Annotated in this window: 22 protein-coding genes; 8 read left to right on the top strand and 14 right to left on the bottom strand. The window is 72.2% G+C overall.

Annotation, left to right across the window (positions count from 1 at the left end; translation table 11 throughout):
• Window positions 1-8: 8 nt before the first annotated feature.
• The 3 genes from SPRI_RS27655 to SPRI_RS27645 all read right to left on the bottom strand — a co-directional run bounded on the left by SPRI_RS27655 (window position 9) and on the right by SPRI_RS27645 (window position 3,783).
• A complete protein-coding gene (locus SPRI_RS27655) occupies window positions 9-587 on the bottom strand; it encodes a TerD family protein (protein WP_005318943.1) in 579 nt (192 codons plus the stop codon).
• A 154-nt stretch (window positions 588-741) separates the two neighbouring features.
• Window positions 742-2,856 (bottom strand): excinuclease ABC subunit UvrB, encoded by a 2,115-nt coding sequence (gene uvrB, locus SPRI_RS27650; RefSeq protein ID WP_005318941.1) that lies wholly within the window; start codon window positions 2,854-2,856, stop codon window positions 742-744.
• Between the two features lie 60 nt (window positions 2,857-2,916).
• Entirely contained in the window at window positions 2,917-3,783 is an 867-nt protein-coding gene (locus SPRI_RS27645; protein ID WP_078535387.1) for an MHYT domain-containing protein, read from the bottom strand.
• 302 nt (window positions 3,784-4,085) lie between these two features.
• Here SPRI_RS27645 and SPRI_RS27640 point away from each other — a divergent pair, with 302 nt between their 5' ends.
• The 3 genes from SPRI_RS27640 (at window position 4,086) to SPRI_RS27630 (ending at window position 6,974) form a co-directional block, all read left to right on the top strand.
• Entirely contained in the window at window positions 4,086-4,967 is an 882-nt protein-coding gene (locus tag SPRI_RS27640) for a glycerophosphodiester phosphodiesterase (RefSeq protein ID WP_005318937.1), read from the top strand.
• A 69-nt stretch (window positions 4,968-5,036) separates the two neighbouring features.
• Window positions 5,037-5,567 carry a methylated-DNA--[protein]-cysteine S-methyltransferase gene (locus tag SPRI_RS27635; RefSeq protein WP_037776972.1) on the top strand — a complete coding sequence of 177 codons (531 nt, stop codon included), beginning with the start codon at window positions 5,037-5,039 and terminating at the stop codon, window positions 5,565-5,567.
• 132 nt (window positions 5,568-5,699) lie between these two features.
• Window positions 5,700-6,974: an MFS transporter gene (locus tag SPRI_RS27630; protein ID WP_005318933.1), complete on the top strand. Its 1,275-nt coding sequence runs from the start codon at window positions 5,700-5,702 to the stop codon at window positions 6,972-6,974.
• 70 nt (window positions 6,975-7,044) lie between these two features.
• Here SPRI_RS27630 and SPRI_RS27625 read toward each other — a convergent pair whose 3' ends face one another.
• Genes SPRI_RS27625 through SPRI_RS27615 form a run of 3 tightly spaced genes read right to left on the bottom strand, consistent with a single transcriptional unit; the run spans window position 7,045 to window position 10,747 of the window.
• Window positions 7,045-8,073, bottom strand: coding sequence for a TolB family protein (locus SPRI_RS27625; RefSeq protein WP_005318931.1), 1,029 nt, complete (start codon window positions 8,071-8,073; stop codon window positions 7,045-7,047).
• Entirely contained in the window at window positions 8,070-9,404 is a 1,335-nt protein-coding gene (locus tag SPRI_RS27620; protein WP_053557432.1) for an MFS transporter, read from the bottom strand. Before SPRI_RS27620 ends, SPRI_RS27625 begins: the two co-directional genes overlap by 4 nt.
• A 2-nt stretch (window positions 9,405-9,406) precedes the next feature.
• Window positions 9,407-10,747 carry a discoidin domain-containing protein gene (locus tag SPRI_RS27615; RefSeq protein WP_005318925.1) on the bottom strand — a complete coding sequence of 447 codons (1,341 nt, stop codon included), beginning with the start codon at window positions 10,745-10,747 and terminating at the stop codon, window positions 9,407-9,409.
• Between the two features lie 264 nt (window positions 10,748-11,011).
• On the opposite strand from SPRI_RS27615, the gene SPRI_RS27610 reads away from it, so the two are divergent.
• Window positions 11,012-11,923 (top strand): pseudouridine-5'-phosphate glycosidase, encoded by a 912-nt coding sequence (locus SPRI_RS27610; protein WP_005318923.1) that lies wholly within the window; start codon window positions 11,012-11,014, stop codon window positions 11,921-11,923.
• Window positions 11,920-12,801 (top strand): carbohydrate kinase family protein, encoded by an 882-nt coding sequence (locus SPRI_RS27605; protein WP_005318921.1) that lies wholly within the window; start codon window positions 11,920-11,922, stop codon window positions 12,799-12,801. Before SPRI_RS27610 ends, SPRI_RS27605 begins: the two co-directional genes overlap by 4 nt.
• A gap of 50 nt (window positions 12,802-12,851) precedes the next feature.
• Here the strand turns inward: SPRI_RS27605 and SPRI_RS27600 are convergent, their stop codons facing one another.
• On the bottom strand, window positions 12,852-13,490 hold the full coding sequence (locus SPRI_RS27600; RefSeq protein WP_005318920.1) for a nucleoside/nucleotide kinase family protein: 639 nt from the start codon (window positions 13,488-13,490) through the stop codon (window positions 12,852-12,854).
• Window positions 13,491-14,012 carry a cupin domain-containing protein gene (locus tag SPRI_RS27595; protein WP_086025607.1) on the bottom strand — a complete coding sequence of 174 codons (522 nt, stop codon included), beginning with the start codon at window positions 14,010-14,012 and terminating at the stop codon, window positions 13,491-13,493.
• Window positions 14,013-14,201: 189 nt separating this feature from the next.
• Here SPRI_RS27595 and SPRI_RS27590 point away from each other — a divergent pair, with 189 nt between their 5' ends.
• On the top strand, window positions 14,202-14,660 hold the full coding sequence (locus SPRI_RS27590; RefSeq protein ID WP_037774988.1) for a hypothetical protein: 459 nt from the start codon (window positions 14,202-14,204) through the stop codon (window positions 14,658-14,660).
• Between the two features lie 36 nt (window positions 14,661-14,696).
• Here SPRI_RS27590 and SPRI_RS27585 read toward each other — a convergent pair whose 3' ends face one another.
• Window positions 14,697-15,665, bottom strand: coding sequence for a D-2-hydroxyacid dehydrogenase family protein (locus SPRI_RS27585; protein ID WP_005318917.1), 969 nt, complete (start codon window positions 15,663-15,665; stop codon window positions 14,697-14,699).
• A gap of 35 nt (window positions 15,666-15,700) precedes the next feature.
• On the opposite strand from SPRI_RS27585, the gene SPRI_RS27580 reads away from it, so the two are divergent.
• Window positions 15,701-16,477 (top strand): DUF2293 domain-containing protein, encoded by a 777-nt coding sequence (locus SPRI_RS27580; RefSeq protein WP_005318916.1) that lies wholly within the window; start codon window positions 15,701-15,703, stop codon window positions 16,475-16,477.
• Here SPRI_RS27580 and SPRI_RS27575 read toward each other — a convergent pair.
• Together SPRI_RS27575 and SPRI_RS27570 are read right to left on the bottom strand one after the other, a co-directional pair.
• Entirely contained in the window at window positions 16,465-17,178 is a 714-nt protein-coding gene (locus tag SPRI_RS27575; protein WP_005318915.1) for a chaplin, read from the bottom strand. The genes SPRI_RS27580 and SPRI_RS27575 overlap by 13 nt on opposite strands.
• A 143-nt stretch (window positions 17,179-17,321) precedes the next feature.
• The gene (locus tag SPRI_RS27570; protein ID WP_005318914.1) at window positions 17,322-18,701 is read right to left on the bottom strand and encodes an amidohydrolase; all 1,380 of its coding nucleotides are present in this window, start codon (window positions 18,699-18,701) and stop codon (window positions 17,322-17,324) included.
• Between the two features lie 277 nt (window positions 18,702-18,978).
• Between SPRI_RS27570 and SPRI_RS27565 the strand changes: the two genes are divergently transcribed.
• Window positions 18,979-19,485: a DUF3574 domain-containing protein gene (locus SPRI_RS27565; RefSeq protein ID WP_005318913.1), complete on the top strand. Its 507-nt coding sequence runs from the start codon at window positions 18,979-18,981 to the stop codon at window positions 19,483-19,485.
• Between the two features lie 32 nt (window positions 19,486-19,517).
• On the opposite strand, the gene SPRI_RS27560 is transcribed toward SPRI_RS27565, so the two are convergent.
• The 3 genes from SPRI_RS27560 to SPRI_RS27550 form a co-directional block, all read right to left on the bottom strand.
• On the bottom strand, window positions 19,518-20,801 hold the full coding sequence (locus SPRI_RS27560) for an SWIM zinc finger family protein (RefSeq protein WP_005318912.1): 1,284 nt from the start codon (window positions 20,799-20,801) through the stop codon (window positions 19,518-19,520).
• Window positions 20,798-23,707, bottom strand: coding sequence for a DEAD/DEAH box helicase (locus SPRI_RS27555; RefSeq protein WP_005318911.1), 2,910 nt, complete (start codon window positions 23,705-23,707; stop codon window positions 20,798-20,800). The genes SPRI_RS27560 and SPRI_RS27555 overlap by 4 nt, the downstream gene beginning before the upstream one ends.
• A 473-nt stretch (window positions 23,708-24,180) precedes the next feature.
• A complete protein-coding gene (locus SPRI_RS27550; protein WP_050791589.1) occupies window positions 24,181-25,221 on the bottom strand; it encodes a slipin family protein in 1,041 nt (346 codons plus the stop codon).
• Window positions 25,222-25,372: the final 151 nt, after the last annotated feature.

Here is a 25,372-nt window from a genome sequence, read left to right as displayed (position 1 = left end):
GCCGGTTCCTACAGGTGCGGCAGGATCGCGGGCATCAGGTCCTGGAACGTACGGCCGTTGGCCGGGTTGCCGAGGGCCGTCATCTGCCAGCCGGCGCCGGCGCGGTGCACCTTCGCCATGATCTGCGCGGTGTACTGGCCACCGCCGTCGAGGGTGTACCGGGCGAGCTCCTGGCCGTTGGTCTCGTCGACGATGCGGCAGAAGGCGTTCTGCACCTCCTGGAACGTCTGGCCGGTGAACGAGTTCACCGTGAAGACGATCTGGTCGATGTGGACCGGGACCCGCTGGAGGTCGACGAGGATCGCCTCGTCGTCGCCGCCGGAACCGGCGCCGCCGACCAGGTTGTCACCGGTGTGCTTGACGGAGCCGTCGTCGCTGACGAGGTGGCGGAAGAAGACCACGTCCACCGGCTGCTTGTCGGCGAACAGCACCGCGGAGGCGTCCAGGTCGACCTCCCGGGTGCGCGAGCCGAACAGACCGCGGCGGGGCGCTGCCTGCCAGCCGAGGCCCATCCGCACCGCCGTGAGGGTGCCCCCGTCACTCTTCTGCAGGCTGATGGCCTGGCCCTTGGTCATGTTGACCGTCACGCGCTGTCCCCTTCTCGCGATTTGCCACCGCCCATGTGTGCGGTTGTTGAAGCACCCTACGCAGTCGCACCGACAGCGCGACGCGGTCCCCCGTTTTTGTGTCGGTCTTGCAACACACCAGGTGTGTGCACCCGTCACATCCCGCCCAGCGGGCTCAGGCGAGCCCTGCCTCCTTCATCTGGCGGAGCTCCTTCTTCAACTCGCCCACCTCGTCGCGCAGTCGGGCGGCCACCTCGAACTGGAGCTCCGCGGCGGCCGCGCGCATCCGGTCCGTCATCTCCTCGATGATCCCGGCGAGTTCGGCCGCGGGGCGGTCGCTGAGGATCTCGCCCTTGCGGCCGGCGCCGAGCGAGGGGACGGGCGCCTTGGCACCCTTGCCGGGCTTCTCCGCCTTCGCCTGGCGGTAGCCGGTGCCCAGCAGTTCCTCGGTGTCGATCTCCTCGCGCGCGATGGTCGCGACGATGTCGTTGATCTTCTTGCGGAGCGGCTGGGGGTCGATGCCGTTCTCCGTGTTGTACGCGATCTGCTTCTCGCGGCGGCGGTTGGTCTCCTCGATGGCCTTCTCCATCGCCGGCGTGATCTTGTCCGCGTACATATGGACCTGGCCGGAGACGTTGCGCGCCGCGCGGCCGATGGTCTGGATCAGGGAGGTGCCGGAGCGCAGGAAGCCCTCCTTGTCGGCGTCGAGGATCGCGACCAGCGACACCTCCGGCAGGTCGAGACCCTCACGGAGCAGGTTGATGCCGACCAGGACGTCGTACTCGCCGGAGCGCAGCTCCCGCAGCAGCTCGACACGGCGCAGCGTGTCCACGTCGCTGTGCAGATAGCGGACCTGGATGCCGAGCTCGAGGAAGTAGTCGGTGAGGTCCTCGGCCATCTTCTTGGTGAGCGTGGTCACCAGGACCCGCTCGTCCTTCTCCGTGCGCTCGCGGATCTCGTGCACCAGGTCGTCGATCTGGCCCTCGGTCGGCTTGACGACGACCTGTGGGTCGATGAGCCCGGTGGGGCGGATGATCTGCTCCACGAAGCCGTCGCCGCGGGACAGTTCGTAGGTGCCCGGTGTCGCCGAGAGATAGACGGTCTGGCCGATGCGCTCCTTGAACTCCTCCCACTTCAGCGGGCGGTTGTCGAGGGCGGACGGCAGCCGGAAGCCGTGGTCGACGAGTGTGCGCTTGCGGGACGCGTCGCCCTCGTACATCGCGCCGATCTGCGGAACCGTGACGTGCGACTCGTCGATGACGAGCAGGAAGTCCTCGGGGAAGTAGTCGAGGAGGGTGTTCGGCGGGGACCCGGGCTCGCGGTCGTCGAAGTGCATCGAGTAGTTCTCGATGCCGGAGCAGGAGCCGATCTGGCGCATCATCTCGATGTCGTACGTGGTCCGCATGCGCAGCCGCTGGGACTCCAGCAGCTTGCCCTGCTTGTCGAGCTCGGCGAGGCGCTGCTCCAGCTCGGCCTCGATGCCGTTGACCGCCTTCTCCATCCGCTCGGGGCCCGCCACGTAGTGGCTGGCGGGGAACACGTACAGCGACTGGTCCTCACTGAGGATCTCGCCGGTGAGGGGGTGCAGCGTGGACAGCGCCTCGATCTCGTCGCCGAACATCTCGATGCGGACGGCGAGCTCCTCGTAGACCGGGAAGATCTCGATGGTGTCGCCGCGCACACGGAAGGTGCCGCGCTGGAAGGCCAGGTCGTTGCGGGTGTACTGGATGTCGACGAAGCGGCGCAGCAGCTGGTCGCGGTCGATCTCGTCGCCGACCTTGAGCTGCACCATCCGGTCCACGTACTCCTGCGGGGTGCCGAGGCCGTAGATGCAGGAGACGGAGGCGACCACGACGACGTCGCGCCGGGTGAGGAGGGAATTGGTCGCGGAGTGCCGCAGCCGCTCGACCTCCTCGTTGATCGAGGAGTCCTTCTCGATGTAGGTGTCCGACTGCGGGACGTACGCCTCGGGCTGGTAGTAGTCGTAGTACGAGACGAAGTACTCCACCGCGTTGTTCGGCAGGAGCTCGCGGAACTCGTTCGCCAGCTGGGCGGCCAGGGTCTTGTTGGGCGCCATGACCAGGGTGGGGCGCTGGAGCTTCTCGATCATCCAGGCCGTGGTCGCCGACTTGCCCGTGCCCGTCGCTCCGAGCAGGACGACGTCCTTCTCACCGGCACGGATGCGTCGCTCCAGCTCGGCGATGGCCGTCGGCTGGTCACCGCTGGGCTGGAAGTGGCTGACGACCTCGAAAGGCGCCACCGTACGTTCGATCTTGGAAACGGGCCGCATGCAACAACCGTACGACCACCCACTGACAGTCGGGGTCCTAACGGCGGCGGACCGCCCGCCTCAGCGGCGGTCCGCTCCCCGGGCGTCCCGTCCCGCACCCCTTCCGGCGGCCCGGGCGGCGGGCCGCCGGACCCCCGGCGCGGGAAGGTCGGGGCGCAGGGCCCTGACGTCGCCGTGCCCGCGCGGGTCCGGCCCGCCGGTCACCAGCAGGGGGTCGAAAAGGACCGCGATACCGGCGATCAGCAGGAACACGGCGGGTCCGACGAGCACCGGGGCGAGGAGTTCGGAGGGCGGATCGCCGGCGACCGCGGCGTCCACCGCTTCGTGGACATGGACGCTCACCGCGGCCATTCCGGTGTAGTGCATTCCGCTCACCGCGAGGCCCATGAGCATGCTGGCCCCCAGGCTGACCATGAAGCCGTGGACCGACACGGCGGCCCAGAGCGCCGCGGTGGCCGCGACGACGGCGACCACGACGGACAGGGCGACCGTGAGGGTGTCGTACTCGATGCGTCCCGGCAGCCGCATCCCGTCCATGCCGAGGTAGTGCATGGACGCCACCCCGAGTCCGGTGATCGTCCCACCGGTGACGAGGGACATCCTGGTCGCGCCGCGGTGGCCGACGATGAAGATCCCGATGCCCGCCATCACGATGCCGACGGCCAGGCTGGCGAACGTGGTCGCCCTGTCGTAGCCGATGGGGACCTCTTCGACGGTGAAACCCATCATCGCGATGAAATGCATGCTCCACACGCCCGAGCCGATCGCCGTCGCGCCGAGCGCCAGCCAGCCCGGCCGGAACGAGCCCTCACCCCGGACGGACCGCGTCGTGCAGCGCAGTCCCAGTGCTCCTCCGAGGCATGCCATCAGGTAGGCCGCCACCGGGGTGACGAGGCCGTAGCCGAAACCGTCCACCGTGCCCTGCATCCCCTGCACCCTTCGTCCCGTGCGATCCCCGGCGCCCTACGATCCCCGCGATCTTGGATGGAACGTCTGGTTCTGGGCGAGCGTACGGCGCTCGGAACTGCTCATGGAAGTGCGGGCGGACGTCTGCACAGAGATTTGTCGACCCTTGGGCGCAGCGTCCGCTCCCCCGGCTCCGCCGGGAGTCGCCCAAGACTGCCCGGGGGCGGACCCGTTCACCTTGTGGCCATACTTCGCCTGTGCCTCGTTGGCCGGGAACTGCCATTCTCGGCCCGTCCGTGATCCGACGACGTGAGGAAGACCCCGTGTACGCACGCCCCGTCGCTGTACTGGCCGCCACGACTCTGGGACTCACCGCGCTGGTCCTGCCCGCATCCGCGGCCGGAACCGAGCAGTCCACCGCCGGCCGCGAGGACGCTCCGCAGGTGATCGCCCACCGCGGCGCGTCCGCCTACGCACCGGAGAACACCCTCGCAGCGGTCGACCTCGCCGACGAGATGGGCTTCGCCTGGGTGGAGAACGACGTCCAGCGCACCAAGGACGGTGAGCTCGTCGTCGTGCACGACGACTCGCTCGCGAGGACCACCGACGTGGAGCAGCGCTTCCCCGACCGCGCGCCGTGGAAGGTGAAGGAGTTCACCGCCGCGGAGATCGCCACCCTGGACGCGGGCAGCTGGCGCGGTGCCGAATGGGCGGGGGCCCGGGTGCCGACGCTGAAGCAGTACCTCGAGCGCGTGGACGAGAACAACCAGAAGCTGCTCCTGGAGATCAAGAAGCCGGAGCTCTACCCCGGCATCGAGAAGGACACCCTGCGCGTCCTCGGCGAGGAGGGCTGGCTCGACCGGAGCCACGTGCGCAGCAGGCTCGTCATCCAGAGCTTCGGCGCGGACAGCGTCAAGGCGGTGCACCAGCAGCGCCCCGACATCACGACCGGTTTCCTCGGCACCCCCGCGGTCGCCGACCTGCCCTCTTACGCGGCGTTCACCGACCAGATCAACCCCACGCACACGTCCCTCAGCGCCGAGTACGTCGCCGCGGTGCACGCCCTCAAGGGCGCCCACGGCAAGCGGCTGCGGGTCAGCACCTGGACCGTGAACGACGCGGCGGCCGCCACGCGCGTGGCCGGTTTCGGCGTGGACGGGATCATCACCAACAACCCCGACATCGTGCGGGACGCCGTCGGCTGACCGCGGCCCGTCACCGTACGGCCGGCCGGACAGGCCCGGCTGTCAGTGGCCCGCCGTACGGTGGTCGGCATGAAGACCTTCGAGTGGGCCGTGATCGGCACGGACATCGGCCCGCTGCTTCTCGCCGCGACGGACGAGGGCCTCGTGAGCGTGGCCTTCCACGCCGGGCCGGCCGTACGGGACCGCATGCCGGCGCAGCTGGCGGACCGGCTGGGGGCCGAGCCCGTGGAGGACCCGGCGGGCCGGCTCGCCGAGCCGATACGCCAGCTCCAGGCCTACTTCGCGGGCACCTTGCGCACGTTCGACCTGCCGCTGGACTGGTCGCTCTCGGCGGGCTTCAACCGGCAGGTGCTCCGTGAGCTGCTGGCAGGCGTGGCGTACGGGGCGGTCGTCGGATACGGGGAGCTCGCCGCCCGCGTCGGCCAGCCGGGCGCGGCGCAGGCCGTGGGCGCGGCGATGGGTTCCAATCCCCTGCCGGTCGTCGTGCCGTGCCACCGGGTGCTCGAGACGGACGGCGGGCTCGGGGGCTTCGGCGGAGGGCTCGAGACCAAACGGCAACTGCTGGCGCTCGAGGGTGTGCTGCCGCAGCCCCTGTTCTGAGGGGCCCGCAGGCGAGTCCTGAGGGTTGCGGCCGGTTCCGACGGTGCGAGGGCATCGGGATGCGGGCTGTTCCCCGTATCTGCCCGACGGGCCCGGGCTGACGATCCGTTCTGAGACACTGCGTCGGTGACCATGCCGTCCGACGCTCCTGACATACCCGAAGCATCCAAGACCGCCGTGGCGGCGGACGAGCTGCCCGCGATACGCAGGCGTATCAACGCCGTGCTGATCGCGAGCCAGATCCTGGGCGGCCTCGGCGTCGCCACCGGTATCGCACTGGCCACGGTGCTCGCCCACGAGGTCAGTGGGACGGAGGCCCTGGCCGGGCTCGCCCCGACCGCCACCGTCGTCGGCACCGCGCTCCTTTCCGTGCCGCTCGCCGCCCTGATGACCGCGCGAGGCCGCCGCCCCGGGCTGGTGCTGGCCTACCTCATCGGGGCGCTCGGCGCGGGAGTGGTCGTGGTCGCCGCCGTCCTCGACCACTTCCCGCTCCTGCTGGTCGGGATGGCGGGCTTCGGAGCCGCGTCGTCCGCCAATCTGCAGGCCCGGTTCGCGGCCGCCGACCTCGCGGAGCCCGAGCGGCGCGGCCGGGCCATCTCCACGGTCGTATGGGCGACGACCATCGGCGCGGTGCTCGGACCCAACATCGCCTCACCGGCTGGCCGGAGCGTGTCGGGCCTCGGCATCCCGCCGGCCGCGGGACCGTTCCTCTGGGCGGCCGGGGTGTTCCTCCTCTCCGCCGTTCTCGTACTCGTCCTGCTGCGTCCCGACCCGCTGCTCACGGCCCGGGCGATGTCCCCGGCGGACCGCTCGCCCGAAGGCCGGTCGCTGAAGGCCGGGCTCCGCGCCGTACGCGAGTCCCCCATGGCGCGGCTGGCGCTGGTGACCGTGGCCGTCTCGCACACCGCCATGGTGTCGATCATGTCGATGACACCGGTCGCGCTCGGCCACCACGGGGCCGGCATCGAACTGATCGGCCTGGTGATCAGCGGCCACATCGCGGGCATGTACGCCTTCTCCCCGGTGATGGGCCGGCTCGCCGACCGCGTCGGTCGGCTCGCGGTGATCGGGTTGGCGGCGGGACTGCTCTGTGCGGCGGCGGTGCTCGCCGGAACCGCCGGCGGCAACCACAAACAGACCGCGGCGGGGCTGTTCCTGCTCGGCCTCGGCTGGTCGGCGGGGCTCGTCTCCGGCTCCACGCTGCTCACCGAGTCCGTGCCGCAGCCCACGAGGGCGGCGGTCCAGGGCCTGTCCGACCTGGCGATGAACACGGCGGCGGGTGTGGGGGGCGCGGCGGCCGGCCTGGTGGTGGCGGAGGCCGGGTACGGGTGGCTGAACGCGGTGGGCGTGATGCTCTTGCTGCCGATGGCGGGGCTGGCGGTGCGCAGGGCCGTGGCCCGGGCGTAGCCGCGCCGGGCGTTTCGCCCGCGCTCCCCTGGAGCCTCGCGGGGCGGGCTCCGGTTGCCTGCCACGCCCGTCACCGCACCGGTGTCGGTGACGACGCCCATGCCACGTGCAGACGGGGCCGGCCCGTGCCGTCCGCAGGGACGGTCCAGATGTCGGTGCCCCGTCCGTCCTCCCGCGGCAGCGCGTACGCGATCGTGTCGTCGTCGAGCCACGCCGCCTGGTCGTCCACCCCTCGCGTCTCCGCCAAGGGGTGTTCGCGCATGGTCTTCAGGTCGAGGACGTACAGTCGCCACGGCCGGGCCCGGTCGCCACCGCCGATCTTCTTCTTGAAGGCGATCCGCCCGTTGTCCGGTGACAGTGACGGGCATTCGACGTTCTCGCGCAGCGCCCGCGCCGACCAGGCTCGCATGTCGCCCTCCACGAGATGCGTGCGCCCCTTGGACGAGACGGTCGCGTAGAAGCGGTTGTCGTCGCGGGCGAAGGTGACACCCCAGTAGTTGACGTCCGGTGCGTGGTAGCGGCGGCCGTCGATGGTGAGCGGGATCTGTTCCATGTTCTTGATCAGGTAATCGGTGCGCAGATCGAGGATCGAGGTCCGCGTGGAGAAGGACGAGCCGGCGTAGGAGTCCCCCACGGCGAACATCGTCCACGACAGCATGCGTCCGGACGCCGACACCCGCGCCCGGTCGGGGATCCCGGGCAGCGCGATGCGGCGGGTCTCGCGGAGCCGGCGGTCGAGGACGACCGCGTAGGCGCGGGGCGGCACGCCGGGGCGGCGCTGGAGACACAGCGCGGTGCCCCCCGCCGCGTGGAAGCGGTCGCAGGACGGGCCGCCGGTCGTGCGGGGCGCCTCCGGTGCCTGCTCCGCCGCGGGCCGATGGGCGATGCGGCCGTTCTCTTCCCGGGTGCTGCGGAAGTACAGCCGGGGGCCGGCCAGTTCGAACGATTCCTCCGCCGCAGCCGGACGGTCGCCGCGACCGGACGCACTCACCGTGTATCCGACGGCGACACCCGCCAGCACGACCGTGGCGAGGACGAGCGCGCCGATGCGCCGACGGGAACCAGGCGGGGGCGGAGGCGTGGACGGGTGCGGCTTCATGGCGCCTGCCTTTCCTGTTCCGTACGGGGCAGAACGGCCCGGGCGAGCACCAGGGCGGTGAGCATCGCGGTGGCGGCAGCGGCGAGCGCGGGTCTCGGTCCCCACAAGGTCCACGCGGCGCCGAATCCAGCGGCGGCGATCAGTCGGGCCACCGCCTGGCCGGTCTGGAGCAGCGCCAGGCCGCTCGCCCGCCGGGCCGCGGGCAGCAGGGGGCCGGCGATCGCCATCAGCACGCCGTCGGTGGAGGCGTAGAAGGCTCCGACGAGTACCAGCACGAGGGCGAGGACGACCGTGCCGTTGATCGGCGTGAGCAGCAGCAGGTAGGCGGCGAGCAGGGCCCCGTGCCCGCACAGGAACGGGACCCGGCGGCCCACGCGGTCGGCGAGCCGGCCGGCCGGGACGGCGAGCAGCAGGTAGACGGCCGCGGCGCCGAGCGGCAGCAGCGGGAACCAGACCACGCCCACGTCCAGCCGGCGTTGCAGCAGAAGGTAGACGAACGCGTCGCCGATGGTCGCCGCGCCGAGCAGCGCGGCGGCGGCGAGTATGCGGCGGAAGGCGGGACTACGAAGAGGCTCGAACACCGAACCGCGGCCGGCGGCGGGACTCAGGGCCGGCGTGGATGCGGGAGCGGCGGCGGCCGGCGTGGGTGCGGGAGCGGCGGCGGCCGGCGTGGGTGCGGGAGCGGCGGCGGGCAGAGAGAAATGCCCCGGTACCAGCAGAGCCAGCAGCACCACACCCAGCAGCCCGGTGCAGAAGCTGACGACGAACACCGCGTCGTAGGCGTCCGCGGTCGCCCACAGCAGCCCGAACGCGGCGAGCGGGCCGAGCAGTGCTCCCGTGGTGTCCATGGCGCGGTGGACGCCGAAGGCCCGGCCCAGTGTCTCCGGCGGGCTGCTGAGTGTGATCATCGCGTCGCGGGGGGCCGTTCTGATGCCCTTGCCGATCCGGTCGGCGGCCAGGGCGGCCGCGATGCCTCCGGTCGCGCCGCCGGCGAGCAGCAGCCCGAGCCGGGAGCAGGCGGAGAGCGCGTAGCCGGCTCCGGCGACGCGTTTGTGCCGGCCGCCCCGGTCGGCGGCGTGGCCTCCGGCGAGCCGCACCAGGGCGGTCACGCCGTTGAACAGACCGTCGAGGAGGCCGAACTGGAGGGGCGTCAGGCCCAGTCCGAGGACGAAGTAGAGCGGCAGCACGGCGGTGACCATCTCCGAGGAGATGTCGGTGACGAGGCTGACCGCTCCGAGCGCGATCACGGTGCCGGGGACGCGCCGCGCCGCCCCGGGTGGTGCTCCCGGTGCGGGCGGCGTGTCAGGCCGGCCGGTGGTGGCCAGATACATCGTCAGTGACAGGTGTAGGTGGGGCTGGTGTCCTTGACGGAGCCGTCGGTGCCCACGTAGCTCCAGCGATACGTCGTGTCGGTGAGGTCCAGCTTGAGCACGCCGTACGGTCCGCTGATGCGCTTCTGGCTGTTGGGCTGGACCTCCTCGATCGGGTAGGGCTCGGCCCCGCCCATGCCGCCGACGATCTGGACGATGCCGTCGGCGGTGGCCCGGCCGGACGGGTCCTGCGGTGCGAAGCGCTCGTAGTGGTGGTCGTGGCCACCGAGGACGAGATCCGCCTTGGCCCCGTACAAAATGTCCCAGACCGGCTTGCCGACGGGGTCGTTGCCGTGTCCGCCGGAACTGAAGAGCGGATGGTGCCAGTAGGCGGCGACGCACTTCTTGCTGTTGCGGGCGAGGTCCTCCCTCAGCCACGTGATCTGGGACGGGTCGTCGAAGGTGTTGGAGTCGAGGGCGATGAAGTGCCAATTGCCCTCGTCGTAGCTGTAGTAGGGCTTGCCCTGCGGGTAGGCGATGGCGCCGAAGTACTGCTTGTAGCCCACGAACTCGCCCGCCGGGTCGTACGACTCGTGGTTGCCGGGCACCGGCCGGGTCTTCGACTTGAAGGCGCCCCAGGTCTTGTCGTAGTAGTTGCGGAAGTCGGAGAGACGGGCGTCGTCGTACTGGTTGTCGCCCATCGTCAGATAGAACCTCGGGTTGATCCGCTGCGCTCGGGCGGCGGTCTTCGGGTGGGCGCAGGAACTCGAGGACGCGGTGCACTGGGCGGCGATGTCGCCCGCGGCGACGACGGTGAACGCTCCGGTGGGCGGTTCACCGCCGTCGACGGTGCCGTAGACGTCGACCTCCCAGAGCGAGTAGCCGTATTCGGTGCCGCGTGCGGTACCCAGGACGCGCAGGTGGCGGCCCTTGCCCGCGAGGCCGGTGAACTCGTCGGTGCCACCGTCACCCGCGGTCCGGGTGGCGATGGTGGTCCAGGCGGCGCCGTCGGCGGACATCTCGATGCGGTAGTCCCGGGCGTGGGCGACCTCCCAGTCGAGCGTGACCCGGGAGACGGTGGCGAGGGCGCCGAGGTCGACGCTGATCCACTGGGGGTCCTGGCCCTCTGCGGAGGCCCAGCGGGTGCCCGTGTTCCCGTCGAAGGCGTTGGAGGCGGCGAAGCCGGAGCCTTCGAGGGACGAGGCGGTGGCGGTCCGGCCGCGCGAGATGAGGGGGTCCGCGGCAGCCCCGGCGGCATCGGCCCTGCCGGGGCGGGCGACGAGAACGGCGGCGATCAGCAGCAGTACGGCGGTGAGGGCGAGTACCGCGGTCCGGCGTGGTGGGGTGGAGGCGGTCAGGCGCATACCTGGCTCCCTGGAAGGAGGCGGCGAGAGCTGGACTCCTTGCGACGCGCCGCGCCCGGGCAGGGCTCGGCGTACGGCGGCCGGGTCAGAGCTCTCGCTGAGCGCGTCACGCCCGAGGGGGTCGGGCGCCGCGCCAAGCCGCTGCCGGGATGGTGACAAGCAGCCATGTCACTGTCAATGGTTGACAGTAAACTTTCCTTCCAATCAGCGGATCAACGTCCGTCCGGAGGTTTGCGCCCCGCTCCCCCGCGCCAGGGATGGGACATGCCGAAGACCGCAGCCATGGTGTCCGAAGAGGTAAGGGAAGCCCTCGACACCAAAGTGCCCGTCGTGGCCCTGGAGTCGACGATCATCTCCCACGGACTGCCGCGTCCCCGCAATCTGGCCGTCGCGACGGAGCTGGAGGCCCTTGTCCGCTCGGGCGGTGCCGTGCCCGCGACCATCGCCGTGCTCGACGGCAGAGCCCATGTCGGGCTGACCAAGGCCGAGTTGGAACGGGTCGCGGGCGACCCGGAGATGCGCAAGCTCGGACACCGCGATCTCGCTCCCGCCCTCGCCACGGGCGCGAGCGGCGCCACGACCGTCTCCGCCACGGCGTTCCTCGCCGGCCTGGCCGGTGTCAGGGTCTTCGCGACCGGTGGTCTGGGCGGTGTGCACCGGGGCTGGACCGAGACCCAGGACGAGTCGGCGGACCTGCGGCTGCTCGCCCAGGTGGGCATCACGGTGGTCTGCGCGGGGGTGAAGTCGATCCTGGACGTCCCGGCCACCCTCCAGCGGCTGGAGACCTTGGGGGTGACCGTGATCGGGTACGGGACCGCCCACTTCCCCGGCTTCTACCTGGCCTCCTCCGGAGAACCGGTCGACTGGACCGTCGACTCTCCCGAGGAGGTCGTCGCCGTGATGCGCGCCAAGGACGCCCTCGCCGAGCCGTACTCCTCGCTGATCGTGGCCAACCCCGTCCCGGTGGAGGAGCAGTTGGACCCGGCACTGCACGACCGGGTGCTGGCGCGGGCGCTCGAAGAGGCGCACGAACAGGGCATCACCGGGCAGGCCGTCACGCCGTTCCTCCTCGAGCGGCTGATGCGGTACACCGACGGCGCGTCCCTCGAGGCCAACCTGGCCGCCGTGCGCGGCAACGTCCGGCTCGCGGCACGGATCGCAGCGGCCTACGCATGAACGGGCTTCTCGTCGTGGGCGACGTCGTCACCGATGTCGTCGCCCGGCACAGCGCGCCGCTCGCGCACGGCACGGACACCCCCGCCACGATCCGCATCCTGCCCGGCGGCGCCGGAGCGAACGTGGCGTGCTGGGCGGCGTACCGGGGCTGCCACGATGTGCGGCTGCTCGCCCGTGCGGGCGTCGACGATCTGGAGTGGCATGCGGCACGGCTGCGTACGGCGGGCGTGCGGCCGCTGCTCGTGCCCGACGACGAGGTGCCGACGGCGACGGTCGTCGCGCTGGTCGACCGCACCGCGGAGCGGACGTTCCTCACGGACAGCGGCGCCGTGCTGCGCCTGTGCCCGGCCGACTGGTCCCCCGAGCTGCTCGAAGGGATCGCCCATCTGCATCTGTCCGGCTATCTGCTGTTCTCCGGCACCAGCCGTGCGACGGCGCTCGCCGCGATGAGCGCGGCGCGGAAGGCGGGCGTCACGGTGAGCGTCGACCCGGCCTCGGCCGGCTTCATCCGCGAACGGGGCGTGGAGCGGCTGCTCCCGGACCTCGACGGTGTCGACGTCCTGCTGCCGAACGCGGACGAGGCGCGGCTGCTGACAGCTCTGCCCGACCCTGCCGACGCCGCCGTGAAACTCAGCCGGTCGGTCCCGCTGACCGTGGTGACGCTGGGTGCCGGGGGCGCGCTCGTCGCCGAGGCCGGCACGGTCACGGCCCGGCTCCCCTCCCCCATCGCCCCTGCCCTGGACAGCACAGGCGCGGGTGACGCCTTCACGGGGGCGTTCCTCGCCGCACGGCTGGCGGGTGCGGATGCCCGTACGGCGGCGGAGGAGGGCTGCCGGGCCGGCGCGGAGGCCGTGGCCCTGATCGGCGGCCGCCCCTAGGGCCTCTCGTTCGGATCTTGCCGGGCTCGATCCAAACGACAGACCCCAGGTCAGCCGCCTGCCGACCAGGCCGGATGCCGCGGATCGTCCGCCCGTACGAGGATGTCCGCCGCGTCACCGGGTCCGACTTCTTCCTCGTACCGGGCGTACGCCGGGAGCGCCCAGCGTTCACCTTCGTCCGTCCGGCGTTCCAGCGCGGGAGGGGACAGGCTCAGGTGCACGGTCAGGTCGAACGGGAACCAGTGGCCGAACAGGAAGGGACCGTGCAGCAACAGAACCCCGCCGGGCGGCAGTTCGACGTGTGCGCTGCGGGTGGCCCGGTCCGTCGACGGGTCCCACAGATCGGGCAGCACCCGTCCGCTGCCGCCCGCTTCCAGCGGCCCGAAGACCTCGCGCCACAAGGCGCCCGTGTCGAACCAGCCGCTGTAGTAGGTGTCGGGGTCCTCGCGCCCGTACTCGTAGCGGAGCGACGCGGGCCGCAGGAACCCGCCCGTCCCCACCACGACGACACCCCGCCCCCGCACCCGCAGCGCCTCACCGGTCAGCTCCGCGAGGTCGCCCGGCCGTGCCGCCGGGGCACCGTCCACACCGACGCGCAGCCAGGGGCTGCCGTCGGCGGCGGTCGTTCTCAGGACACGCTCGGCCAGATTCTCGGCCAGCCGCTCCCAGGTGATCGGTTCGAGTCGCACTCACCCATCCTCACCGACCGTCCCGGAGCGCGCGGCCGGTTGTCCGGCCGCGCAGTCCGGTGCCTCCTCGTCCACCGAGAGCGGGCTGCCGGCGGGCAGGAAGTACGTCACATACAGGACGACCGGCTCGGTGCCGAGGTTGCGCCCGAGGTGGCGGTGGCGGGCGCCCGCCGGTTCCAGTATCGCGCCGCCGGGACCGGTGACCTCGAGGGAACAGTCGTCCAGGGTGCGGGTCAGCGTGCCCGACCGGACGACGGCGAGCACCTGGCCGGGGTGATGGTGCCAGCCCGTCGTGCCACCGGGGGCGATGGTGAGCGTGCGTACCACCACGTCCGTGCGTCCCTTGGCCGTGATCCTCAGCGACTCGTCCGTCGTGCCCTGGGCCAGGACCGTTCCCGAGACCCCGCTGCCGGGGGTGGCGTTCGCGGCGGACGGGACGACCGCCAGGGCCGCGAGACAGCCCGTCAGCACCAGCGCCGTACGTACGTCGAACCGCTTGCCCATCACCGTCAAACCCCGCATGGCCGGTCCCCTCCGAGTCATCGCTCCGGCAAACGCCTCAAGCTACCAGCGGTTACCGGAAGTAGTACGGCACAGGGGACTTGACGCACGTCTCCACCGCGGTGATCTGATTCGCTCGTGCCCAAAGCCGGTGGATCATCCGGCACCGATCGGCACCCTCGAACGACGGATCAAGTCCGGGAGCAGCACATGTGGACAGCGCTCATCGCGGTCATCGGCACCTTGCTGGGGTCCGTGGCTACCCACTTCTTCCAGCGCCAGACCGCGGAACGTACCGCGGTCCTCGCCCGGGCGGAGCAGCTGCGCCAGGAGCGGATCTCCGCGTACAGCTCCTTCGCGGGCGCGCTCGTCGACTACCGCCGCGGCCAGAACGACCGCTGGCACCGGGCGCTGGAGGCGCCGGGCAGCACCGTCGCCGAGGAGGCCCGCATCGACTCGTACCGGCTGCGTTCCAGTGCCCACCAGGCTTTGATCCGCGTGCAGTTGGTGTGCGACGACCCGCAGGCACTGGCGCTCGCGGCGTCCGCGTTCGAGCTCACCAACTGTCTGCACGAGGCACCCGACGAGTCGGACCGCTCGCTCCGGTCCGAGCAGGCGCGGGAGACACTGTCGGAGTTCATCGGCGCCGCGGCGCCCAGCGTGCGCTGAGGCCTCTCGTTTGGACCGGCCCGCCGTACGGCGGGTTCAGTCGGGCACCGCCAGGGTACGGACGGGGCTGCCCGCGAGATAGGCGGCGATGTCCTCGACCGCTTCCCCGAAGTAGCCCTCGTAGTTACGGCGGGTGACGTAGCCGAGGTGAGGCAGCCCGAGGAAGTTCGGGGCCGTGCGCAGCGGATGGCCGGCGGGCAGCGGTTCCTCCTCGAAGACGTCGGCCCCCGCCCCGGCGATCCAGCCCTCGCGCAGGGCCAGCACCAGGGCCTCCTGGTCGACGATCGCGGCCCGCGACGTGTTGACGAGACAGGCGGTCCGCCGCATCCGCTTCAGTTCGCCGGCGCCGATCAGCCCGCGGGTGCGCTCGCCGAGTTGCAGGTGCACGGAGACGAAGTCGCCGGCCTCGAGCAGCTCCCCCAGCGAACCGGCCCGCCGGACGCCGTGCTCCGCAGCTCGTTCCTCGGTGAGGTTGTGGCTCCACGCCACGACGTCCATGCCGAAGGCCCGGCCGACGGCGGCGACCTTCGCGCCGATCTTCCCGAGACCGAGCAGCGCGAGCGTACGGCCGTGCAGGTCCGCCCCGATCGTGGACTGCCACGGGCCCCCGTCGCGCAGGGCGGCGCTCTCCGTGACCACGTGGCGCGCCAGTCCGAGGATGAGCGCCCACGTCAGTTCGGCGGGCGGCTCCGAATTGCTGGCGGTGCCGCAGACGGTCACGCCGTTGCGGGCCGCGGCCCCGAGGTCGATCGACGCGTTGCGCATGCCCGAGGTGATCAGGAGCCGCAGGCGCGGCAGCCGGTCGAGAAGGGACGCGGGGAAGGGCGTCCGCTCGCGCATCACGACCAGGATCTCGCAGTCGCCGACCGCCGCGGCGACCTCTTCCTCCGAACCGAAGTGCTCCCGGTAGGAGCGCACTTCGACGCTGCCCTCCAGTGCTGACCAGTCGGCCATGGAGAGCGCGACATCCTGATAGTCGTCGAGTACGGCACAGTTGAGCGTCATGGGATCGGAGCGTATCCGCCGGGTACCAAGGGGACATGGACCTGGTGGTGATCCAACCGCTCAAGGGCAGGCACTGCGCGGAGTGCCGCAGGGGCCCGCTGGCGATGCACCTTCTCGAGTCCGGCGTGCCGGTCTGTCTCGACTGCGCCGATCTCGGGCACCTGGTGTATCTGCCCCGGGGCGACGCCGCGCTCAGCCGGCGGGCGAGAGAGGCGAGTGCCCTGTGGGCGGTGGTGGTCCGGCGCAACCGCCGACAGGGTCGCTACGAACGCCAAGGGCTGCTCGTCGAGGAACACGCACTCGCCCGCGCCGAGTCTGCGTGCCTCGCCGACGCGGAGGTCCGCCTCCGCCGCCGTGAGCGGGACGCGGTCCGCCGGGCCGCGGCGGATCTCCGCTTCGCCGCCGAACTGGCCGCGCGGATACGGCAGCTGTTCCCCGGCTGCCCCGAGGAGCGCGCCGCCGAAATCGCGGCGCACGCCTCCGCGCGCGGCAGCGGGCGCGTGGGCCGCACGGCGGCGGGCCGCTGTCTGGAGGAGGGAGCCGTCACGGCCGCCGTGCGCGCGTCCGTGCGGCACCTCGACACCGACTACGACGCCCTCCTGATGGCGGGCGTGCCCCGCAAAGAGGCGCGCGCCCGGCTGGCCGGGGAGATCGATGCCGTGCTGGCGTCCTGGAGGCGGTGCCCCGACGAGGCCGGGGCGGCCCATGACGCCGGGGAGCCCTGGAGGGCCGGTCCCGAGGAGCCGGTTCCAGGGCCGCTGGGAGGGGCGTCAGGGACCGCCGCTCCGGGGAGGAGCGGTCAGGACCCCTGAGTGGGGCGGAACCGGCGGTACAGCACAAGGCCGCCGAGGATCATCGTCGCGCCGGCGGGCACAGCGAACGCCAGCTCGTCGGAACCGGTCTGGGCGAGCGACGACCCGGCCGGCTGGGGTGCCGGTGCCGGCGCCTCGGGCGCGGCCGGCTTCTCGGGCTCCGTGGTCTTCGGCGGGGTGACGGGCTTCTCCTCGGCCGGCGGCTCACCGGAGTCGTTCACCGAGGTGTTGCCGGTGGCCGGGTTGCCGATGCCCACGACGTTCACGGAGTTGCCGCTCACGTTGACCGGCACGTCGACGGGGAGCTGCACGCCGTTGCCGGACAGGACGCCGGGCGAGTGGGCCGTCTCGCCGTCCGCGTGGGCACCGCCGCCGTTGTGGGAGCCCGCACCGTCGCCCTGCGATCCGCCCTGGCCGCCGTCCTCGCCGTGGCCGCCCTTGCCGCCGTTCTCCCCGTGCGACGCGTTGACGCAGGAGTTCCCCGCCGCCGGGTTGAGCAGTCCGACGACGTTGACCGTGTTGCCGCACACGTTCACCGGGACGTGCACGGGGAGCTGGACCCCGTTGCCGGAGAGCACGCCGGGAGATCCGGCCGCGACGCCGTGCGCACCCGAGTCCGCCTGGGCGTAACCGGTGGCCATGGCCAGTGCGCCGCCCGTGAGCATCACGGTCGCCAGGCCCTTTCGGTGAACCTGCCTCATGGTTGCCTGCCTTCAGAAGAGAAACCGCGGGACACTCGCCCGCACCGGAATTAACGCCGTGCGGCCGCATCGGTTCTGCTGAACAAGGCATTCACCCCATCGGGTGTGCGAACTTTCTAGCGCGTGCCCACTTTCCGGCCGTGCTAGCCGTCGTACTCCTGGATGCGCCGGCCGTGCCGCCGTCGCGTCAACGCCGGGAGTTCACGGGCCAGTTCGGCGGTGATGGCGGGCACGTCGAGGGTGAGCAGACGGCGGTCCCGCATCAGCACCCTGCCGTCCACGATCGTCGTGCGTACGTCCGAGGAGCGCGCGCTGTGCACCAGGGTCGCGGCGAGGTCGTGCAGCGGCTGGGTGTGCGGTCCGGTGAGATCCACCAGGATCACGTCCGCCCGCCTGCCCGGCGTCAGCGCCCCGATGCGGTCGTCGAGTCCCAGCGCCAGCGCGCTCTGCGCGGTGGCGTGGTCGAGCGCCTGCCGTGCGGTCATCCACGCCGGATCACGTTCCGTCGATTTCTGTACGAGGGCGGTGAGCGTCATGGACTCCCACACGTCGAGGGTGTTGTTGGATGCGGCGCCGTCGGTCGCCAGCCCCACGGGCAGGCCGATCGACGCGAGCGCCCGGATCGGGGTCGTGTCCCAGCCGAATTTGAGGTAGCCGCGCGGCGCGGTGGCAACCGCGATCCGGCCCGTGGCGCGCCGCAGCACCGAGAGGTCCCCCTCGGTGATCCCGGTGCCGTGGGCGATGAGCAGATCGGTCTCCAGCAGCCCGGTCCGCTCGAGCACCTGGACGGGGGTGAGCCCGTGCCGTTCGACGCTATGGTCGGTCTGGGCCCTGTTCTCGGCCGCGTGCAGATGGACCATGAGCCCGTGCTCGCCCGCGAGCCGGGCGGTGGCGGCGAGGTCCTCGTCATCCACCGTGTACGGGGCGTGCGGAGCGAGGCACGTGGTGATCCGGCCGTCGGCCGCACCGGCCGTGCGCAGGGCGAAGTCGAGGGAACGCTCGCGTCCTTCCGCGCCCTGGCTGGAGAAGAACCCCCAGCCCAGGTTCGCCCGCATGCCGCTCCGGGTGACCGCAGCGGCGACCCGGTCCATGGCGAAGTAGTGGTCCGCGAAGGTGGTGACGCCGCCGCTGATCATCTCCGCGCAGGCCAGCAGGGCACCCAGTTCGACGACGGTTCCGGTGAGGTTGGACTCGATGGGCCAGATCCAGTCGTTGAACCACTCCTCCACCGGCAGGTCCTCCGCGATGCCGCGCAGCGCCACCATCGGTGAGTGGGTGTGGCAGTTGATCAGCCCGGGCATGGCCAGCTGTCCCCTGCCGTCGATGCGTTCGGCAGCGGGGAGGTCGGCGACGGCCGCGGCCGTGGTCACGGCGTCGATGACGCCGTCGCGGACCACGACCGCCGCGTCGTCGACGAAGTCGATCCGGCCTGCTCCCTCGCCGTCCCCGTCGTGCACCAGCACGGTGCACCCGGCGATCACGAGATCCGCCGCCGGACGGTCGGCACGCTCCGCTGAAGTCATCCGGTCCTCCTGTGTCGATGTCCCGGGCCCGTCCCCGTCCTACCCGGCTTCCCCACCCGACTCCCCCGACCGGCGTGCCGGGCTCTCCCACCCGGCTCCTCCGACCGGCCCCGGCGTGTCCGACTGCTCCGGCCGTCCGCGCCGCGGCGCTCGTGCGGGTGGAATCCGGTCGAAGCCGGTGTCCGGCGGGCGAACGGACCTTCCGGTGGCCACAGTGAGCTGCACCGGCGGCCGCCGGGCCACGACTCCACGAAAGGGTTCACACGTGCCGACCATCATGCAGAGGCAGAGGCACAAGCAGCGGGAGAAGCAGAACCGGACGCGGCGCACGCTGCTGGCCGTCGCCGGGGCAGCGGTCAGTGTCCTGGCCGTCGGCGCGCCGGCCGCGCAGGCGACGCTGGACGACGGACGGACCGCCAAGCCCGGTGCGACGGCAGCGGTGGCGGCGCGTGGTGAGGCCTATCTGGAGACACGCCTGTTCTTCGGGACGGAACGGCCGGACGGGGGTCCGGACGTGACGGACGCGCAGTTCATGACGTTCGTCGACCGCAGCGTCACGCCCCACTTCCCTGCCGGGCTGACCATCCAGGAGGGCCGCGGCCAGTGGCGGGACTCCAACGGCGTGGTGGAACGCGAGCGTTCGTACGAGCTGATCCTGCTGTATCCGGCGGCCGAGGCCCGGACCCGTGACCCGCAGATCGAAAGGATCCGTGACGCGTACGTCACCGCGTACGCCCAGGACTCGGTCGCCAGGCTCGACGAACCGACGCTGGCGGACTTCTGACGCCGCCTTTCCGGCGGCCGGCCGCTACGCCGTCACCTGCCGAGGAGCGCGGCGAGCGCTCCGACGGGGTCGGTGTCGGGCGTTCCGCGCGGCCACCAGTCCTCGCGGTCCGGGTCCGACTCGTACCCGTACCAGAGGCCGTCACGGCCGAGCCTCAGCTGGAGAGAGCGCGTGGAGAGCTGATTGCGCCAGGGTCTGAAGCCGGGGAAGTCCGCGGCGGCCAGGGCAGGGCGCGCCCGGTCGAAGGGGCCGGCGGGCGGATCCCACGGTTCCTCCAGCACGGAGAGGGCCGCCGGACCGCCCTGCCGCCACGCGGCGACGGCGCGTGCCAGGTCGGTGGGCGTGCGGTCGGCCGCCGCGGCGAGGTCGCGGTAGAGGGCGCGGGTGGAGGCGGTCAGTCCGGAGCCGGGATGGGCGGCGGCCAGCCGGACGGCGTCCTCCCACCGGTTCAGCGCTGCGACGGGGTCGCGACCGGTGGTCAGGAGGGTGTGGGCGCGGGCGGCCGCCTCGCAGGCCAGCAGGTCCAGGGCGAGCGGGTCGGGAGCTCCGGGCGCGTGCGGATAGGCCGGAGGACGGCCCGCACGTCGCGGTGCCGGGAAGGGCGGCGGCAGGGGCGGCAGTACGGCGCCGGGGGCGACCGCCTCGCTCGCGGGCACGGTGGCCTGCGGGGCGGCGGCCGCGGCCGCGGTGTGCTCGGCCGCCGAACGGGCGGCGTTGCGGCGGGAGAGCGCCGCGAGGATCTCCCGTTCGCCGCGGCCGCGCATCAGGAACAGCACGAACGGGTCCTCGTCCAGCAGCCTGGCGGTCTGGTAGCAGAGCGCGGCGGCGTGCTTGCAGGGGTAGCCGTCGTCCGGGCAGGAGCAGTCGGGGATCAGGTCCCCGGGCGTCGGCGGCAGCTCGACGGCGGCCGCCAGCGTCTGGGGAACGTCCTTGTCGAGCAGGGCCGCCATGTGGTCGGGCCGGGCCGCCGCCGCGGCGAGGAAGTCGTCCCAGTCGTCGTCGCCGAGCGTACGCAGGCGGATCTCCGTGCGGTACGGACGGGGCCGGCTGCCCTGCACGTACGCCATGACCTTGCCGGGCGTCACCGTGATCGCGGCGACGTTGCCGCGGGCGGCATAGGCACGGCCGCGCACCAGGCGGGCGGGGTCGAGGGCGGTGTCCTCGAGCGCCTCCACCCAGGCGTTGCCCCACCATGTCGTGGCCGCCTCTTCGCCGGCGAGCGGCTCGATCGGGGGGAACGTACGGCGCTGGTCGTCGTGGGAGCCGGACGGCGCTGCCGGCCGGGAGCGGGGGCCACCGTGCGCGCGGGGGGTCATGCGGGCCTCCGCAGGGAGACGAGGTCGGCCAGTTCACGGTCGGTGAGCTCGGTCAGCGCCGCTTCTCCGGATCCCAGCACCGCGTCCGCCAGTGCGCGCTTGGAGGCGAGCATCTCCGCGATGCGGTCCTCGACCGTGCCCTCGGTGACGAGCCGGTGGACCTGCACGGGCTGCGTCTGGCCGATGCGGTAGGCGCGGTCGGTCGCCTGCTCCTCCACGGCCGGGTTCCACCAGCGGTCGTAGTGGATCACATGGCCGGCCCGGGTGAGGTTCAGCCCGGTGCCCGCGGCCTTGAGCGACAGGATGAACACCGGAACCTCGCCCGACTGGAACCGGTCGACCATGCGCTCGCGCTCGGTGATCGGCGTCCCGCCGTGGAGCAACTGACTGGGGATCGCGCGGGAGGTGAGGTGCGCGGAGAGCAGGCGGGCCATGGAGACGTACTGCGTGAAGACGAGGACGGAGCCGTCCTCCGACAGGATCGTCTCCAGCAGTTCGTCGAGGAGCGCGAGCTTCCCCGAGCGGCCGGCCAGCCGGACGGAAGCGCCACCGCTCCCGGAACGGGCGCCGCTCCGGGAGTCTCCCTCGCTCCAGGCCCCGGCGCCCCGGCCGCCGCCGGACTCTTTGAGGAACTGGGCGGGGTGGTTGCAGATCTGCTTGAGGGCCGTGAGCAGCTTCATCACCAGGCCACGGCGAGCGATGCCCTCCGCGGCCTCGATCGCCGCCATCGTCTCCCGCACCACGGCCTCGTAGAGGGAGGCCTGCTCACGGGTGAGCGGCACCGGATGGTCCGACTCCGTCTTCGGGGGCAGCTCGGGCACGATGCCCGGGTCGGACTTCTTACGGCGCAGCAGGAACGGGCGGACGAGCCGGGCGAGCCGCTCCACGGCGTCGTCGTCCTCGCCGTTCTCCACGAGGCGGGCGTGGCGGGAGCGGAAGGCCTTGAGCGGACCGAGGAGCCCCGGGGTCGTCCAGTCCAGCAGCGCCCACAGCTCGGAGAGGTTGTTCTCGACGGGGGTGCCGGTCAGGGCGACACGGGCGGGGGTGGGGATCGTGCGCAGCGCCTTGGCGGTCGCCGAGAAGGGGTTCTTCACGTGCTGGGCCTCGTCGGCCACCACCATTCCCCAGTCGTGCGAGGCCAGTCGCTCAGCACTGCTGCGCATCGTGCCGTACGTGGTCAGGACGAAGCCGCCGTCCGGCGTCTCGAGGGTGCGGCCGGCGCCGTGGAACCGCCGGACGGGGACGTCAGGGGCGAAGCGGGTGATCTCCCGCTGCCAGTTGCCGAGCAGCGACGCCGGGCAGACGACGAGCGTCGGCGCGGTGCGCGCCCGGCGCAGATGCAGGGCGATCACGGTGACGGTCTTGCCCAGTCCCATGTCGTCGGCGAGGCAGCCCCCGAGGCCGAGCGAGGTCATGAGATCCAGCCAGGCGAGGCCCCGCAGCTGATAGTCACGCAAGGTCGCGCGAAGACCTTCGGGTGCGTCGACGGGGGCTGTCGCGGCGGTGAGACGGTCACGGAGGGCGGCCAGCGCGCCCGTGGGCACGGCCTCCACCGTCTCCCCGTCGACCTCGGCCGTGCCGGTCAGCGCCACCGCCAGCGCGTCGACCGGCTCCAGCAGGCCGAGCTCCCTCTTGCGTGCCTTGCGCACGAGGTCGGGGTCGACGACGACCCACCGGTCACGCAGCCGCACGATGGGGCGGTGCGACTCGGCCAGCGCGTCCATCTCGCGCTCCGTCAACGGATCGCCCTCGAGCGCCAGCTGCCAGTCGAAGGTGAGCAGTTGCTCGCTGTCGAAGAAGGGGGTGCCGTCGGTGGCGGAGCCGGGCGCGGAGCGCACGACGGCAGCGGCCGTGAGCGTGCGCGCGAGCTCTTTCGGCCAGTGCACGGCCACCCCCGCCGCATCCAGGCGGGCCGCGCCGGGGCCGAGCAACTCGTACAGCTCGTCCTCCCTCAGCGGCAGCACGTCCGGCACGTCCCGTTCCAGCAGCCGGGCGAGCGGCTGCCAGGCACGGGCTGCGCGGCGCAGCGCCAGCACGGTGTCGATCCTGGCCCGCGGCCCGAAGTGCTCGTCGCCCGCCCCCGCCCAAAGCCTTGCCGCGTCCATGACGAGAGTCGGGTCGGCGAGGCTGTGCACCTGGACGAGAGCGGCCGCCGCGTTGCGCTCGGCGGCGCCGCCGTCCGGGGTGGTGTCGAAGAACTCGTAGGCGGACAGGTCGAGACGCAGGGAGACCCGGACGCCCGCGTCCATCCCGGCGGCTGCCTCGGCGGCCCACTCGCGCGCACCGGGCAGATGCTGCGGCGCGGCCGCCGCGAACGGCGCGCCCGCCGCGAACTCGGCGGCCGGCGTGCGCGGGAGGCTGTCGGCAACGGCATCGAAGAGGGCCCGCACCAGAGCCTCGGGCTCGGGCAGCCGCAGCGGTGGCGGGCCGTCGGCGGGGACGGCGTGCGCCTCGTACGGCATGGCGGCGGCGATGGCCCTGAGCTGCGCGATGTCGTCGGCGTCCAGCGGCCCGGCACGCCAGGCGTCGTGGTCGGAGGAGGTGAGTCCCGGCAGCAGCCTGCCCCGGGCGACGAGGTGGAGGGCATGCAGCACGGCCGCGCCCCAGCAGGCGGCAGCCGGGTGGGCGGCCGGGTCGTGCCGGGCGGCGATCAGCAGCGGGGCGGCGTCCGCGACGGTCATGACGACGGCGGGAACGGTGGCGCTGCGGACGTCGGCGCCGTCCGTGTCGCCCTCGTCCGGGCGGACGACCGTGATCTCGCTGTCCGCTCCGGGCAGTGCCCGGCCCCGCGGGTCCCAGAACGCGACACGGCCCTCGCGCGGCAGCGCGGCGGGCAGGAAGACGGCTGCAACGGCGCGGAGGGCTGCCGTGCCCGTATCCGTGACCGCCCTGGTGTCCGAGCTCATGACCGAGGTCACCGCGTCCCTCCTCTCCCGAGAGTGCCGACTGCCGACTGCGCATGAACGACCTTACGGCCGGGGTCCGACAGTCGATGCGACGCGGCCGTGACCTGGCCTTTCTCTCCCTGTGTCCGGGTCGCAGAGGCGGGCCGCGGGATCCGGCCGCCGAAGCGGAGCCACGTCTGGGCGGCGCACCGAGTCGGATCCGTGTCCGGCTCGGGCGCGACGCTGAGGGGCGCGGGCACAGGCCGGTGCGCCGTGCGGCATACGCAGAGCGGGCGCGGGCCGAGGCCGGTGCGCCACGAGGCAAACGCACAGCGGGCGCGGGCCGAGGCCGGTGCGCCACGAGGCAAACGCACAGCGGGCGCGGGCCGAGGCCGGTGCGCCACGAGGCAAACGCAGAGCCCGACGGCCCTGGTCGGCGCAGGACAGGAAACAAGATGGAGGCACCGCTCGGCGGCGGTCGCCCGGGCGGCGGCTCAGGAGACCGCGCCCGGTCCCGCCACCATGGGCGGCACGTCGCCGACCCGCGAGGAACCGGTCGGCGAAGCATCCTCCTCCACAGCGTCCTCACCGCCTCCGGTCACCATCGGCGGGACTTCGTCGGCCGGCAGCGAACCCGCCGCAGCGGCGTCCTCCCCGATTCCGGCCGCCAAGGGCAGACCGGCTTCACCCGCCGCGGCCTCCACCTCGGGCGAAGGCGCAGCGTCCGCGCCGGCCACCTCGCCCTGCCGGCCCTGCTCGGCCGGTTCGCCCGGCTGTGGCGCGGCCCGTTCCAGGAACCGCAGCAGCTCCACGGGGAACGGCAGCACCAGCGTGGAATTCTTCTCCGCCGCCACCGCCACCACCGTCTGCAGCAGCCGGAGCTGGAGCGCCGCGGGCTGCTTGGACATCTCGCCCGCCGCCTGAGCCAGCTTCTTCGACGCCTGGAGTTCGGCGTCCGCGTTGATGACGCGGGCCCTCCGCTCCCGGTCCGCCTCGGCCTGACGTGCCATCGAACGCTTCATGGTCTCGGGCAGCGAGACGTCCTTGATCTCGACACGGTCGATCTGGACGCCCCAGCCGACCGCAGGGCTGTCGATCATCAGCTCGAGACCCTGGTTGAGCTTCTCGCGGTTGGAGAGCAGATCGTCCAGGTCACTCTTGCCGATGATGGAACGCAGCGAGGTCTGTGCCATCTGGGAGACGGCGAAGCGGTAGTCCTCGACCTCGATGACCGCGTTGGCCGCGTCGATCACCCGGAAGTAGACGACCGCGTCGACGCGGACCGTGACGTTGTCCCGGGTGATGCCTTCCTGGGCCGGCACGGGCATGGTCACTATCTGCATGTTGACCTTGCGTATCCGGTCGACCGCCGGAACGATCATGGTGAATCCCGGGCGCCTCACGTCGCCGTGCAGACGCCCCAGCCGGAAGACCACACCACGCTCGTACTGCTTGACGACCCGCGCTGCGGCCATCGCGTAGGCCACGAGCCCCGTCGCCACTGTCACGCCGGCCACCGCCAGCTCCTCGATCATCGGGGCACCCCCTCGTCGTCCGGGGCGGTCATCGAATACCACGGTATGACCGTTATGCCCTGTAGGGCGATATCCACCCCTCGCGCATCCCTCTCGCCCGTCCGACCCTCCCGCACCCGACCCTCTCCACCGCCGGGACCGCTGCCGACCC

It is taken from the genome of Streptomyces pristinaespiralis (assembly GCF_001278075.1).
Classification (GTDB): Bacteria; Actinomycetota; Actinomycetes; order Streptomycetales; family Streptomycetaceae; genus Streptomyces; species Streptomyces pristinaespiralis.
Note: the sequence above shows the minus strand (reverse complement) of the source record. Positions and strands in the feature narration are given on the sequence as shown.

What these genes read in the sequence shown, in the direction of transcription:
- SPRI_RS27595 (WP_086025607.1), bottom strand. Translation starts at nt 14,012, where the DNA reads ATGCGGGGTTTGACGGTGATGGGCAAGCGGTTCGACGTACGTACGGCG.
- SPRI_RS27580 (WP_005318916.1), top strand. Translation starts at nt 15,701, where the DNA reads ATGGACCTGGTGGTGATCCAACCGCTCAAGGGCAGGCACTGCGCGGAG.
- SPRI_RS27570 (WP_005318914.1), bottom strand. Translation starts at nt 18,701, where the DNA reads ATGACTTCAGCGGAGCGTGCCGACCGTCCGGCGGCGGATCTCGTGATC.
- SPRI_RS27645 (WP_078535387.1), bottom strand. Translation starts at nt 3,783, where the DNA reads ATGCAGGGCACGGTGGACGGTTTCGGCTACGGCCTCGTCACCCCGGTG.
- SPRI_RS27560 (WP_005318912.1), bottom strand. Translation starts at nt 20,801, where the DNA reads ATGACCCCCCGCGCGCACGGTGGCCCCCGCTCCCGGCCGGCAGCGCCG.
- SPRI_RS27550 (WP_050791589.1), bottom strand. Translation starts at nt 25,221, where the DNA reads ATGATCGAGGAGCTGGCGGTGGCCGGCGTGACAGTGGCGACGGGGCTC.
- SPRI_RS27590 (WP_037774988.1), top strand. Translation starts at nt 14,202, where the DNA reads ATGTGGACAGCGCTCATCGCGGTCATCGGCACCTTGCTGGGGTCCGTG.
- SPRI_RS27605 (WP_005318921.1), top strand. Translation starts at nt 11,920, where the DNA reads ATGAACGGGCTTCTCGTCGTGGGCGACGTCGTCACCGATGTCGTCGCC.
- SPRI_RS27615 (WP_005318925.1), bottom strand. Translation starts at nt 10,747, where the DNA reads ATGCGCCTGACCGCCTCCACCCCACCACGCCGGACCGCGGTACTCGCC.
- SPRI_RS27575 (WP_005318915.1), bottom strand. Translation starts at nt 17,178, where the DNA reads ATGAGGCAGGTTCACCGAAAGGGCCTGGCGACCGTGATGCTCACGGGC.
- SPRI_RS27630 (WP_005318933.1), top strand. Translation starts at nt 5,700, where the DNA reads ATGCCGTCCGACGCTCCTGACATACCCGAAGCATCCAAGACCGCCGTG.
- SPRI_RS27620 (WP_053557432.1), bottom strand. Translation starts at nt 9,404, where the DNA reads ATGTATCTGGCCACCACCGGCCGGCCTGACACGCCGCCCGCACCGGGA.
- SPRI_RS27565 (WP_005318913.1), top strand. Translation starts at nt 18,979, where the DNA reads ATGCAGAGGCAGAGGCACAAGCAGCGGGAGAAGCAGAACCGGACGCGG.
- SPRI_RS27555 (WP_005318911.1), bottom strand. Translation starts at nt 23,707, where the DNA reads ATGAGCTCGGACACCAGGGCGGTCACGGATACGGGCACGGCAGCCCTC.
- SPRI_RS27585 (WP_005318917.1), bottom strand. Translation starts at nt 15,665, where the DNA reads ATGACGCTCAACTGTGCCGTACTCGACGACTATCAGGATGTCGCGCTC.
- uvrB (WP_005318941.1), bottom strand. Translation starts at nt 2,856, where the DNA reads ATGCGGCCCGTTTCCAAGATCGAACGTACGGTGGCGCCTTTCGAGGTC.
- SPRI_RS27610 (WP_005318923.1), top strand. Translation starts at nt 11,012, where the DNA reads ATGCCGAAGACCGCAGCCATGGTGTCCGAAGAGGTAAGGGAAGCCCTC.
- SPRI_RS27625 (WP_005318931.1), bottom strand. Translation starts at nt 8,073, where the DNA reads ATGAAGCCGCACCCGTCCACGCCTCCGCCCCCGCCTGGTTCCCGTCGG.
- SPRI_RS27635 (WP_037776972.1), top strand. Translation starts at nt 5,037, where the DNA reads ATGAAGACCTTCGAGTGGGCCGTGATCGGCACGGACATCGGCCCGCTG.